The sequence below is a fragment of the Mesorhizobium sp. CNPSo 4689 genome (genome assembly GCF_057784325.1).
Map to the genome: position 1 here is coordinate 1 of NZ_JBWLUZ010000015.1, position 12,387 is coordinate 12,387.

11 protein-coding genes and 1 pseudogene are annotated in these 12,387 nt (G+C 64.3%); 11 read left to right on the forward strand and 1 reads right to left on the reverse strand.

The genetic code is table 11. The features are described from left to right. The 4 genes and pseudogenes from AC04SI_RS19430 to AC04SI_RS19445 all read left to right on the forward strand — a co-directional run. Positions 1 to 126 (forward strand): annotated as a pseudogene (locus tag AC04SI_RS19430) (IS110 family transposase); the annotation flags it as partial. A 472-nt stretch (positions 127 to 598) separates the two neighbouring features. Beyond that, the gene (locus AC04SI_RS19435) at positions 599 to 1,921 is read left to right on the forward strand and encodes an NAD(P)H-dependent oxidoreductase (protein ID WP_488474714.1); all 1,323 of its coding nucleotides are present in this window, start codon (positions 599 to 601) and stop codon (positions 1,919 to 1,921) included. Between the two features lie 21 nt (positions 1,922 to 1,942). Then, positions 1,943 to 3,436, forward strand: coding sequence for a xylulokinase (locus AC04SI_RS19440; protein WP_488474715.1), 1,494 nt, complete (start codon positions 1,943 to 1,945; stop codon positions 3,434 to 3,436). 99 nt (positions 3,437 to 3,535) lie between these two features. Next, the gene (locus AC04SI_RS19445) at positions 3,536 to 4,138 is read left to right on the forward strand and encodes a hypothetical protein (protein WP_488474716.1); all 603 of its coding nucleotides are present in this window, start codon (positions 3,536 to 3,538) and stop codon (positions 4,136 to 4,138) included. A gap of 41 nt (positions 4,139 to 4,179) precedes the next feature. Here AC04SI_RS19445 and AC04SI_RS19450 read toward each other — a convergent pair whose 3' ends face one another. Continuing rightward, positions 4,180 to 5,142, reverse strand: a complete 963-nt coding sequence (locus tag AC04SI_RS19450; protein WP_488474717.1) for a sugar-binding transcriptional regulator — start codon at positions 5,140 to 5,142, stop codon at positions 4,180 to 4,182. A gap of 237 nt (positions 5,143 to 5,379) precedes the next feature. Here AC04SI_RS19450 and AC04SI_RS19455 point away from each other — a divergent pair, with 237 nt between their 5' ends. From AC04SI_RS19455 to AC04SI_RS19485, 7 genes are all read left to right on the forward strand, one after another. Continuing rightward, entirely contained in the window at positions 5,380 to 6,363 is a 984-nt protein-coding gene (locus tag AC04SI_RS19455; protein WP_488474764.1) for an ABC transporter permease, read from the forward strand. A 131-nt stretch (positions 6,364 to 6,494) separates the two neighbouring features. Next, on the forward strand, positions 6,495 to 7,433 hold the full coding sequence (locus AC04SI_RS19460; RefSeq protein ID WP_436248023.1) for a sugar ABC transporter substrate-binding protein: 939 nt from the start codon (positions 6,495 to 6,497) through the stop codon (positions 7,431 to 7,433). Positions 7,434 to 7,467: 34 nt separating this feature from the next. Continuing rightward, entirely contained in the window at positions 7,468 to 8,976 is a 1,509-nt protein-coding gene (locus AC04SI_RS19465) for a sugar ABC transporter ATP-binding protein (RefSeq protein WP_488474718.1), read from the forward strand. A 122-nt stretch (positions 8,977 to 9,098) separates the two neighbouring features. Beyond that, positions 9,099 to 9,863, forward strand: a complete 765-nt coding sequence (locus tag AC04SI_RS19470) for an SDR family oxidoreductase (RefSeq protein WP_488474719.1) — start codon at positions 9,099 to 9,101, stop codon at positions 9,861 to 9,863. 11 nt (positions 9,864 to 9,874) lie between these two features. Continuing rightward, the gene (locus AC04SI_RS19475) at positions 9,875 to 10,657 is read left to right on the forward strand and encodes a glucose 1-dehydrogenase (RefSeq protein ID WP_488474720.1); all 783 of its coding nucleotides are present in this window, start codon (positions 9,875 to 9,877) and stop codon (positions 10,655 to 10,657) included. A gap of 101 nt (positions 10,658 to 10,758) precedes the next feature. Beyond that, positions 10,759 to 11,004 (forward strand): hypothetical protein, encoded by a 246-nt coding sequence (locus AC04SI_RS19480; protein WP_488474721.1) that lies wholly within the window; start codon positions 10,759 to 10,761, stop codon positions 11,002 to 11,004. 395 nt (positions 11,005 to 11,399) lie between these two features. After that, the gene (locus tag AC04SI_RS19485) at positions 11,400 to 12,374 is read left to right on the forward strand and encodes an ABC transporter substrate-binding protein (protein WP_488474722.1); all 975 of its coding nucleotides are present in this window, start codon (positions 11,400 to 11,402) and stop codon (positions 12,372 to 12,374) included. Positions 12,375 to 12,387 lie beyond the last annotated feature (13 nt).

Sequence of the window (12,387 nt, forward strand, 5' to 3'; positions counted from 1 at the left end):
TTCAAAGCCTTCTATGCTGCACTCGCGGCTCGCTCCGGATCAAAGAAACTCGCCATCGTCGCTGTCGCCAGAAAACTTCTGATCACTCTCAACGCCATCATTCGAGACAAAACCGCATTCGCATGAACACAGTTGCCATGCCGTGACGTTGACGTGTCGCAACGGTGGAGACGCAGCTCCTGCGCGACCCCCTTGGTAACTATCGGGCAACTCGCCGCGATGTTGTCCTGAACCGCAGCATTCTTCGGCTAATGTTACGGCATGGATCCCAGGGTCTCCGCGACGGAGCTTCGCTCCTGCTCTGCCCAGGGATGACAAAGTTGGGGAGGCTTCGGCCAATCTCGAAGGTTTGCGACAGCGCCGTACAGCCGCGGATGGATTGATCTTACCGCCTCTTGTTATCGGCTCGGGCGTCGGCGTCCCGATGTCCCGCAATGCTCCCCAAGCAAGCTGATTTGCCTGCCGTGTGGACCTCCTCTCCTGATCTGAATCCTGCAGCATCCGTCGAAATGCTGGTTGAAATATTTTTCAAATGGAAATAGGAATGTTCAAAGGATGATTGCGACGCAGCGGCGCGTCAGGAACTGGAGGAAGCGACATGTCCCATCCGCAATTCGCAGCGGAACTCTTGCAGCGCGCTGAGAAGCAGGGGCCGATCACCATCGGCCTGGCCGGCGCCGGGCAGATGGGCACCGACATCGTCGTCCAGGTCGCGTTGATGCCGGGGATGCGCATCGGCGCCATCTCCGAAGTCCGGCCGCAGGCGGCGATCGACGCGGCACTGCTTGCCGGCCATGACCGTTCCGACATCGTCCAGGCGCCCAATGCCGCGGCCATCGACCGCGCCATCGAGGCCGGCAAGATCGCGGTGACCGAGGACCTGCATGCGCTGGCCGCCGCCGGCCGCATCGACGTCATCATCGACGCCACCGGCAATCCCAATATCGGCACGCTGTTCGCGCTCGAAGTGATGAAGAACGGCAAGCATATCGTCATGCTCAATGTCGAGGCCGACATCACAATCGGGCGCTTCCTGAAAGAGGAAGCGCGCAAGGCCGGCGTCGTCTACACCGGTGCGGCCGGCGACGAACCAGCCTGCACGCTGGAGATCATCGGCTTTGCCAAAAGCCTCGGCTTCAACATCATCGCCGCCGGCAAGGGCAAGAACAACCCGCTGAAGATCGACGCCATGCCCGCCGACTACGAGAAGGAGGCCAGCGAGCGCAACATGAATGCGCGCATGCTGGTCGAGTTCGTCGACGGTTCGAAGACGGCGATCGAGATGGTGGCGATCGCCAACGCCACCGGCCTGGTGCCCGACGTGCCGGGCATGCACGGCCCGACGGCGACGCTCGAGGAACTGGCCAGCGTGCTCTGCCCACGCGAGGATGGCGGCGTGCTGCACCGCAAGGGCGTGGTCGACTATTCGATCGGCAAGGGCGTGGCGCCCGGCGTGTTCTGCATCATCGAGACGAAGCATCCGCGCGTGCTGGAGCGCATGGTCGACCTCAAGGTCGGCAAGGGTCCCTATTTCACGATCTTCCGGCCCTACCACCTGACCAGCCTTGAAGTGCCGCTCTCGGCGGCGCGCGCCGTGGTCTACAAGCGCGCCGACATGGAGCCACTCGACCATCCGGTGGCCGAAGCGGTGGCGGTGGCCAAGAGCGACCTCGGCACCGGCCAGTCGCTCGGCATGATCGGCGAGAACGACTATCGCGGCTTCGCCATGACCTGGGAGGGCGCGCGCGCCAAGGGAGCGCTGCCGCTCGGCCTCGCCGAACGCGCCAAGGTGGTGAAGCCTGTGAAAACCGGTGAGTTCCTGACCTATGAAAATTGTGTACCCGACGATTCGATGGTGATAACCCAGATCCGCCGTCGTCTCGACCAGTCGGACGGACGGTTCGTTACCAACGCCGCCTGATCTCCACCGGATTCTCGCCTGATGGACGATGTCGTAATCGGGATCGACGCCTCGACGACGGCCGTGAAGGCGATCGCCTTTGCGCGTGACGGCGCTGAGCTTTTTCAGGCGCGCGAGATCTATCCGCTTTCCAATCCGAAGCCCGGCCATTTCGAGCAGGATGCGGAGCACTGGTGGACAGCGCTTGTCACTGCGCTGAAGCAGGTCGCCGACAAGGTCGGCGCCGAGCGCGTGGCGGCGATTTCGATCGCCCATCAGCGCGAGACCTTCACGCTGATCGACGGCCCCGGCAAGCCGCTCATACCGGCGATCCTGTGGCTGGACGAACGCGCCCGCCCGCAGGTGGCGCGGCTTTCAGCGGAGCTTGGCCGCGAGGCGATCCGCGACTGGAGCGGCAAGCCGCCGGACCCGACGCCGGCGCTCTACGCCGTCGCCTGGCTCGCCGAGCACCAGCCCGAGGTCTTGGCCAAGGCGGCGGCACTTGTCGACGTGCATGGCTTCTTCGTGCACCGGCTGACCGGTCGGCTGGTCACCAGCACGGCAAGTGCCGATCCGCTCGGGCTGCTCGACGTCGCGACAGGCGCCTGGCATCCCAAGCTCATCGAAGCCGCCGGGCTTCAGCCGGATCAGTTGCCGGAGTTGATCGGACCGGGCGAAATCTGCGGCGGACTGGCCGAGAGCGTTGCCGGGCTGACCGGCATGAGGGCCGGGACGCCCATCGTCGCCGGCGCCGGCGATGGCCAGGCGATGGGCCTGGGCATGGGCGTCTACGGTGCAGGCAAGAGCTATCTCTCGCTTGGCTCCGGCGTCGTCAGCGGCTGCTATTCCGGCGCCGTCACCACGTCGGACGCGTTCCGCACCCTGGTCTCGCCGACCGGATCCGGCTTCATGCTGGAGACGGTGCTGCGCTCGGGCATGCAGCTGGTCGACTGGATCGTGCGCACCACCGGTTCGGCCTCGGCGGCGGTGCTGGAGAAAGCGGCGGTCGATGTTACTGCCGGCAGCGACGGGCTGCTGGTCATGCCCTATTGGGCGGGCGTCATGAGCCCCTACTGGGACGGCGCTGCGCGTGGCGCCATCGTCGGCCTGTCGCTTGACCATGAGCCCAAGCATCTTTTCCGCGCGGTGCTGGAAGGCATTGCCTTCGAGCAGGCCATCGCCAGCGAGGCGATGGAAGGCCAGACCGGCGGCAAGCCGGTGGCAATGATCGCGGCCGGCGGCGGCACCAATTCGGCGCTGCTGATGCGGATCATGGCCAGCGTGCTCGAGCGGCCACTCTCCGTGTCGCCGGTCAACGAAGCGGCGGCGCTAGGTGCCGCGATGCTGGCGGCGTCGGCCGTCGGATGGTTTGCCTCGCCCGAGGCCGCGGACGAGGTGATGACCGCGGCGCCGACCAGACATGTCGATCCCGTCGACAAACTGGTCCCGGGCTACCGCGCCCGCAAAGCGATCTATCGCGACCTCTATCACGCGACGCGTGACATCCACGCACGGCTCGCCAACGCTTCGGCGTAGAGTCGACGGCGCTAGTTTTCCAGATCCAGAACTTCCGGTGTTCTGTCTGCCAGCGGAGCCACTTTTGCGTCTTGTCCGGCCAATGCTAGATTTGCGGCCATGAAGACTGCATCTCATCTCGCGGCCCTGTCCTGGATTGTCGCCTTTGCCACAATCCCGATGTCCGCGTTGGCCGAGAGCGAACCTACCGAACCGCCATTCGAGGCTGCGCTCGACATCGACTCTGACGGCCAAATGGATCGAGCCGTGATCGCGCAGGATGCCGACAACGGGCAAGCGGAGCTCTCCATCTATCTGGCTGCGGGCGACGGAAAGCTCGACCCTTCGCGCAAGCCGAGCTTCGTCAAGAAGTCGCTTACGGAGGACCGGATTCTCGCGCTCGAAAGCAAGGGCAAGGGATCGCTTGTCATCACCTCCTGCTTCGGCTGCGGCGCCAACAAATCGACGGAAGCCACGCTGACGATCGTCTATCGCCAAGGCAAATTCCTGGTCGCCGGCTACAGCCGCAACTGGGACTGGAACGTGCAGAAATCCGATGGCACGGTCGAGACGACGCTCGGCGGTTGCGACATCAATTTTCTCACCGGCAAGGGTGTCGCCTCGCAGGATCTGAACGACGGCAAGCCGGTCGAAGGAACGTTCGCGCCGATCGCCCTCGCGGACTGGTCCGACGACAGCCGCCCCAAACCCTGCGAGTTTTGACCGGCTGAGCCACTTGCCGAGACCTAAATCAGTGCCAGACCTCAGCGACCAAGCAGGCCCTTGGCCGCGTCCTCATCGGTGATCAGTACCGATATCTTGGTGTTGGCGAGCGCAGCTCGCATGATGGCCACCTTCTCCTGCCCACCCGAAACCAGGATGATGTTCGGAATGTCCGACAGCTCCTGCAGCGGATAGGCGCAGACGCGGCGGTTGACCTCATGGTCGACCGGGCGACCCTCGGCGTCGATGAAATGGCAAAGAATATCGCCGACGGCGCCGGCCGCCTGCAACTCCTCGAGCTCGCTCGGCTTGATGAAGCCGTAATTGGCGATCGGGCTGTCGTTGGAGAACGAGCCGACGCTGAGCACGGCGATGTTGGCGCGGCGCGCCCGGAAGACGACGTCCTGGACGCTGCGCTGGCTCATGAAGGCGTCGCGCTGCTCCGGCTTGTCGGCATAGACCGGCACCGGCAGCAGGAAACATTCGGCGCCGATCTTTTCGGCGAACTCCCAGGCGCTTTCGGTCGGATTGAGCGGCTGGGCATGGGTGAGGCCGCCAAGCATGGAGACCACCGTGGTCCTGGCGATCGGCCGCCTGGGCAGTTCCTTGATGGCGAATTTCAGCGTGCGGCCCCAGCCGAGCGCAATGACATCGCCGATGTTCACATTGTCGGCCAGGTAGGTAGCGGCGGCATGGCCGATCATCAGCGGCGCATTGCTCCTGTCGGCGGCCGAGGGCACGACCACGGCCTGGCTGAGGCCGAAGCGCTGCTTCAGGCTCTCCTCGAGTTGCACGCATTCGACGACGCTGTCGCGGATGCGGAACTGGACGACCCCCTCCTCGCGGGCGGCGGAGAGGATGCGATGCACCTTGATGCGGCCGATGCCGAGGATCTCGGAGATCCGCTCCTGCGTCAGGCCCTCGACATAATAGTGCCAGGCGGCGCGGGCCTTCAGTTCGGCGTCCGGAAAGCGCGATGCCCTCTCGTTCTCCATGGTCGCCATGTTTCTTGCCCTCCCGCAACAAGCTTCCCGTAAGGCAAACCGCATTGCCGCGCAAACCGCTGTCGAATGCGTTCGCGGCACTTGACAATTTTCTGATGAACAGTTTAGCTGAACAAAATTGCATATCAAAGATAAATTGTTCACAGGGAGGTGCCTGGTGAACAAGGGCGAACGGCAAGCCATCGCCGGTTCGCTGACGGAGGAGACGAAGTGACCGTGAGCAACGATGCAAGCGATCTGAAAGCCACGACCGGCGCTCAAGGCGCGACCGGCGCGAAGCTTTCGGCGCTGTTCGCCGGAACCATGGGACCGCTGATCGGCCTGGTGCTGCTCTGCCTGGCGCTGACGCTGACCACCGACACCTTCCTGACGGTGCGCAACATCCTCAACGTGCTCGACCAGATCACGGTGCTGGGCATCATGGCGATCGGCATGACGCTGGTCATCCTGATCGGCGGCATCGACCTGTCGGTCGGCTCGGTGCTGGCGCTGGCTTCCATGGTGATGGGTTTTGTCGCCCATCCCGACTATCTCAATCTCGGCCTGCCCGCCGGCATCGCCGCAGCACTCGTCGTCGCCGGCTTGTGCGGCCTGGTCTCGGGCCTGCTGGTGACGCTCACCAAGCTGCCGCCGTTTATCGCGACGCTGGCGATGATGTCGGTGGCGCGCGGCCTCGCCAACATGATCACCGACGGCTCGCAGATCGTCGGCTTTTCCGACTGGTTCACCAACCTGTCGATCGTCCGCCATTTCGGCTTCCTGTCGGTCACCGTCGGGTTGATGATCGTGCTGGCGATCATCTTCGCCATCTTCCTCAACTACCGCGCCACCGGCCGCAGCCTCTATGCGATCGGCGGCAGCGCCGAGGTCGCGCGGCTGTCGGGCATTCCGGTGAAGTCGCTGACCAACTGGGTCTATGCGATCTGCGGCGTGCTGGCCGGTCTCGCCGGCATCGTGCTCGCCGCACGGCTCGATTCCGTGCAGCCGAGCTCGGGCCTCGGCTACGAGCTGGATACGATCGCGGCGGTGGTGATCGGCGGCGCCAGTCTCTCGGGCGGCGTCGGTTCGATCGGCGGCACCGCCGTCGGCGTGCTCATCATCGGCGTGCTGCGCAATGGGCTGAACCTGCTCGGCGTCTCGCCCTTCATCCAGCAGGTGGTGATCGGCGTGGTGATCGCGCTGGCGGTCGCCACCGACACCTGGCGGCGGCGAGCGCAGTGAAGAGTGGGGCGCAATGAGATTCGCCCGGCATCCGGGCGGAAACGGATCGGTCGATCCGAAACTGGGAATGTTCGGCCAAGGGGCGCTGAGCTGCGCAGGCGGGACAGATTGAATATCAACGGAGGAAAACCATGCTGACCAAACGTTCACTCTTGCTTGCCGCAGCCGCCGTCATTCCGCTGCTCGGCCTCACCGACATGGCTTCGGCCAAGGAGGCCAAGAAGCTCGGCCTCGCGGTGGCCAATCTGCAGGCCGACTTCTTCAACCAGATCAAGCAGTCCGTCGAAGCCTATGGCAAGGAGAAGGGCATCGAAGTCGTCACCGTCGACGCCAAGGGCGACTCGGCAACGCAGGTCAGCCAGGTGCAGGACCTGATCACGCAGAACATCGACGCGCTGATCTACATCCCGGCCGGCGCCACTGCCGCCACCGTGCCGACCAAGACGGCCAAGGCCGCCGGCATCCCGGTGGTCAATGTCGACCGCAACGCCGACGGCGCGCCGGGCGACACCTTCATCGCCACCAACAGCGTCGCCTCGGCCCAGGCAGTGTGCGACTACATCGCCAAGCAGGCCGGCGGCAAAGGCGAGCTGATCATCATCCACGGCCAGAAGGGCACGACGCCGGAAGTCGACCGCTCGAAGGGCTGCGGCGAAGCGCTCAAGGGCTACCCTGATATCAAGGTGGTCGGCGAGCTGTGGAGCGAAGGCTGGCACCAGGACGAAGGTTTCAAGCTGACGCAGGACCTCTTGCAGTCGCATCCCGACGTGTCGATCGTCATCGGCCAGGCCGATGCGCTGGCGTTGGGTGCCGCGCAGGCGGTCAAGGTCGCCAATCCCGGCCACAAGGTCTGGGTTGCCGGCTTCGACGGCGACGTGGCAGCGCTCAAGGCGCTGAAGGACGGTGTCTTCGACGTCACCGCGACGCAGCAGACGCAAGGCATGGGCCGGCTCGCCGTCGATGCGGCGATCAAGCTGGTGGCCGGCGAGACAATTCCCGCCGAGCAGCTGCAGGACGCGACGCTGACCACCAAGGACAATGTCGAGCAGTTCATCGCCAAGCATCCCTGAAACCCGGCATATCTGAGAGTTGACGAGCGCAACGATGTCGCCTGATCCCCGCCAAAGCGAAAGCCCCCACAACGGGCTGTTCGTCAACGGCCTCTGCAAGAGCTACGGACCGGTCCAGGTCCTGGCCGATGCGAGCTTCGAGGTGCGGCCGGGCGAGGTCGTCGCGCTGCTCGGCGAGAACGGCGCCGGCAAGTCGACCGTCTCGAACATCATCGCCGGCGCGACCAAGTCCGATGCCGGCTCCATCGTCTGGCGGGGGAGGCCTTATTCCCCCGCCAATCCCGCCGCGGCCATCGAGGCCGGCGTCGGCATGATCCATCAGGAATTGAAGCTGCTGCCGGACCTGTCGGTGGCAGAGAATGTCTATGTCGGGCGCCTGCCGATGCGCGGCGGCCGCATCGACCGCGCGACCATGAATGCAAAGGCCTCGGCGCAATTGAAGCGACTCGGCCTCGACGTCTCGCCGGAGCGCAAGGTGCGCACACTTCGCATCGCTGCCCAGCAGCAGGTCGAGATCGCCAAGGCGCTGACGCTGAATGCCGAATTGCTGATCTTCGACGAACCGACGGCAGCTCTCGGCGGCGAAGAGACGGAACTGTTGTTCCAGCAGATCCGCAAGCTCAAGGCCGAAGGCATGTCCTTCATCTATATCAGCCACCGCCTCGACGAGATCGCGCAGATCGCCGACCGCGTGGTGGTGATGCGCGACGGGCGCATCGTCGCCCGGCACGAGCGCGCCGACATCCCGGTGCGCACCGTGGTCGAACAGATGGTCGGCCGCAGCGTCGAGCGGATGTTCCCGACGCTGTCGCCGCCGGGCACCGACACCTTGCTCGAGGTCGAGAACCTGTCCTCGCCGGAGCGCAGTTTCAATGATGTCAGCTTCTCGGTGAAATCGGGCGAAATCCTCGGCATTGCCGGGCTGATCGGCGCCGGCCGCACGGAACTGGTGCGGGCGATCGCCGGCGCCGATCCGATCTCGTCGGGCTCAGTGCGTGTCGCCGGCAAGACGGTGCATCTCAGCGGCCCGGCAGCGGCGATCAAGGCCGGTGTCGTGCTGGTGCCGGAAGACCGCAAGGCGCAAGGCGTGGTGCTCGACCAGACCATCGGCGAGAACCTGGCGTTCGGCAATTTCGACCATGTCGCGCCGAAGGGCTGGGTGTTTCCCAAGGCGGTGCAGAAATTCGCCGAGGCCGGCATTTCCAGGCTTGGCGTCAAGGGCCGGCCGAACCAGGCGGTCTCAAAACTTTCCGGTGGCAACCAGCAGAAGGTGATCATCGCCAAATGGGTGTCGCGTCCGCCCAAGGTGTTCATCCTCGACGAGCCGACGCGCGGCATCGATGTCGGCGCTCGCGCGGCGATCTACGATGTGATCGCCGACCTCGCCCGCTCCGGCATGGCGGTGGTGGTGGTGAGCTCCGACCTCGAGGAGGTGCTCGGCCTCTCGCATCGCGTGCTGGTGCTGAGCCGTGGCCGCCAGCGCGGCATCCTCGAGCGGAGCGAAGCCAGCAATGTCGCGGTGATGGAGCTCGCGACGAGCTAGAAAGCAATCGGAACAAAGCGCAGCAGGTGATACCCTCCCAGGCACCGGACCGCGCGGGGCGCCAGCAGACTGGCGCCCCTTCACTTCGAGGAATTCCGGCGGTTGGAGGAGAGGAACCGACGATGACACTATTCGATCTTCGTGGCGATGTGGCGCTGGTGACCGGCGCCGGCAGCGGCATCGGCCAAGCGATCGCCATCGGGCTTGCGGAAGCCGGTGCCGATATCGCCTGCTTCGGCCACACCTCCAAGGGTGGGCTGGACGAAACGGCGCAAAGGATCACCGCACTCGGCCGCAAGGCGCTGGTGCTGACCGGCACGGTGACCTCGGAAGACGATCTTGCGGCGGCGGTCGAGCGTACCGAAAACGAACTCGGGGCACTGACGATCGCCGTCAACAATGCCGGCATCGCTGGCGCCGAACCGGCCGAGACGCTGCCGCTGGAGACATGGCAGAAAATCTACGACGTCAATGTCAGCGGCGTGTTCCTGTCCTGCCAGGCCGAGGCGCGCACGATGCTCAAGCGGCGCAAGGGCTCGATCATCAACATCGCCTCGATGTCGGGGTCGATCGTCAATCGCGGCCTGACCCAGGCGCACTACAATTCCTCGAAGGCCGCCGTCATCCACATGTCGAAGAGCCTCGCCATGGAATGGGCGGATCGCGGCCTGCGCGTCAATGTGGTGAGCCCCGGCTACACGCTGACGCCGATGAACAAGCGGCCGGAAGTCGCCGACCAGGTCAAGATCTTCGAGCGCGACACACCGATGGGGCGCATGGCGATGCCGGAGGAGATGGTCGGCCCGACCGTGTTCCTGGCCAGCCGCGCTTCGAGTTTCGTAACCGGCATCGACCTGATCGTCGATGGCGGCTTCGTCTGCTGGTAGGAGAACAAGAAGTGCAGCGTTTTGAAGGAAAGACGGCGGTCATCACGGGCGCCAGCGGCGGCATTGGCGCGGCCATGGCCAAGCGTTTCGCGGCCGAAGGTGCGGCGGTCGTCGTCAGTGCCATCGACCCGCGCGTCGACGAAGTCGCGGCCAGCCTGAAGGCGGCGGGCGCGAAGGTCGCTTCGATGCGGATGGACGTGACGAAGAAGGACGAAGTCGCCGCACTTTACGATCTCGCCGAGCAGCAATTCGGCCGCGTCGACATCTCGGTGCAGAATGCCGGCGTCATCACCATCGCCCGGATCGAGGCGATGACCGAGGCCGAGTGGGACAAGGTGATGGCGGTGAACACCAAGGGCGTGTTCCTGTGCTGCCAGGAAGCGATCGCCCGCATACGCAAGCATGGCGACGGCGGCCGGCTGATCAACACGGCGTCGGGCCAGGCGCGGCAGGGTTTTATCTACACGCCGCATTATGCGGCATCGAAATTCGGCGTCGTCGGCATCACCCAGAGCCTGGCCAAGGAGGTGGCCAAGGAGAAGATCACCGTCAACGCCATCTGCCCCGGCATCATCGACACCGACATGTGGGCCTACAACGATGCCGCCTGGGGCAGGCTGATGGGCGACTACAAGCCGGGCGAGTTGATGGCGGAATGGGTGAAGAACATCCCGATGGGCCGCGCCGGCAGCGGCGAGGACGTCTCCGGCCTGGTAAGCTTCCTGGCAAGCGACGATGCGACCTACATCACCGGCCAGACCATCAATGTCGATGGCGGCCTGATTATGTCGTGAGCAGGCTGATCGTGCCTTGAGCAACCGCCGGTCGGCAAGCCAGTGACGGGTCGCCAATCGCACCCCTAGCTTTTGTTTATCTCTGCCGCCATCATCGTGGCATGCGCATCGAGGACGACATCGCCAGGGTCGAGCAGTACATCCGCGAGCTCGAACAGCGGATAGAGCATCAGCAAGAGGTAATCGCCCAGGCAGAGGCGAGCGGCCTGTCAACAGACAGGGCGCGCGTGTTCCTATTGTTTCTCAAGCAAACGTTGGGCATGAGCCGCGACCATCTTGCGAGGCTTCTGACGGATGAGATTCTGGCGAGCAGATCGCGGGACGGCGGCACCGACCTGGGTCAGTGAATTTCAAACCGAGACACTACCGAGGGGCTTTATGCGTTGCGCGGCATGAACGTTGGTATATATAATTTCATCCTATGAAACTGGTGCGGCAAGCCGGACGGCGTGCGGTGCTGGTGGCTGGGGATTGTGGGACCATCTCGATGGTTGGGACGTTTCGGAGCGCCGCGGGAGTGGCGATCGACCCGTTGATGACTGCTTCGGCAGCAGCCCGCCGGCAGTCATGACGGCGTCCCTCGGCATGCTCCGGAATCCAATTTTCACCAATCCCCGCGCCTGCCCGACAATCGATGCATCGGTGCCTTGCGCGCCTGCCGCTTTTGCCAACACAATGAAATCAAAACACAAGAAGACGGGAACGAGCGATAATTTCCACACGGCTTGACAGGAGAACGAGCATGTTACTTCGCAGCGTGATTTCGAAATTCTCAATGGGAGCACTTGCGCTTGCCGCGGCAAGCGCGCTGACACCACCGGCCCAGGCAGCGGCGCCGGAATCCAACGACCCGATCAAGATCGCGCTGTTCGACTGGACCAGCGTCAACCTCAACGCCAAGATCCTTGGCGGCATCCTCGAAAAGCTCGGCTACACGGTCGAATATCCGACCGCCGACTACCTCTCCAGCCTGACCACCGGCCTGACCAATGGCGATCTCGATGTCGGCCTGGAATTCTGGGACACGACCGCCGGCGAGGCCATGAAGGCCTCCGACGCCACCGGCCAGACCGAACGCCTCGGCGCGCTCGGCCCCAAGGCCAAGGAAGAGTGGTGGTTCCCCGAATACATGAAGGAGAAATGCCCGGGCCTGCCGAACTGGGAAGCGCTGAAGGACCCGAAATGCGCCGAGGCCTTTTCGACAGCCGAGACGACGCCGAAGGGGCGCTATCTCGGCGGCCCGGTGACCTGGGAAGGCTTTGACGACGAACGCGTCGAGGCGCTGAAACTGCCCTTCACCGTCATCCATGCCGGTACCGATGCGGCGATGTTCGCCGAGCTGGACTCGGCCTACCAGCGCAAGGCGCCGATCATGCTGTGGATCTATTCGCCGCACTGGGCGCCGGCCAAGTACAAGGGCGAATGGGTGCAATTCCCCGAAAACACGCCGGAGTGCTACACCGACCCGAAATGGGGCACGAACCCGGACGCCAAATATGATTGCGGCAAGCCGCATGGCGAGATCTGGAAATATTCCTGGGCCGGCATGAAGGACAAATGGCCGGTCGCCTACAAGGTGGCCAAGGCCTACACGGTCGACACCGACGAACTCAACAAGATGAGCGGCGAGATCGATCTCGGCGGCAAGACGCCGGAAGAGGTCGCCGCTGCCTGGATCGCCGCCCACGAAGCCGACTGGAAAGCCTGGGCGCAGTGATCGTTCCAACTGG

Bases quoted from the DNA above. Each gene is read 5' to 3' on its own strand.
- AC04SI_RS19435 (WP_488474714.1), top strand. From the start codon at position 599: ATGTCCCATCCGCAATTCGCAGCGGAACTCTTGCAGCGCGCTGAGAAG.
- AC04SI_RS19440 (WP_488474715.1), top strand. From the start codon at position 1,943: ATGGACGATGTCGTAATCGGGATCGACGCCTCGACGACGGCCGTGAAG.
- AC04SI_RS19445 (WP_488474716.1), top strand. From the start codon at position 3,536: ATGAAGACTGCATCTCATCTCGCGGCCCTGTCCTGGATTGTCGCCTTT.
- AC04SI_RS19450 (WP_488474717.1), bottom strand. From the start codon at position 5,142: ATGGCGACCATGGAGAACGAGAGGGCATCGCGCTTTCCGGACGCCGAA.
- AC04SI_RS19460 (WP_436248023.1), top strand. From the start codon at position 6,495: ATGCTGACCAAACGTTCACTCTTGCTTGCCGCAGCCGCCGTCATTCCG.
- AC04SI_RS19465 (WP_488474718.1), top strand. From the start codon at position 7,468: ATGTCGCCTGATCCCCGCCAAAGCGAAAGCCCCCACAACGGGCTGTTC.
- AC04SI_RS19470 (WP_488474719.1), top strand. From the start codon at position 9,099: ATGACACTATTCGATCTTCGTGGCGATGTGGCGCTGGTGACCGGCGCC.
- AC04SI_RS19480 (WP_488474721.1), top strand. From the start codon at position 10,759: ATGCGCATCGAGGACGACATCGCCAGGGTCGAGCAGTACATCCGCGAG.
- AC04SI_RS19485 (WP_488474722.1), top strand. From the start codon at position 11,400: ATGTTACTTCGCAGCGTGATTTCGAAATTCTCAATGGGAGCACTTGCG.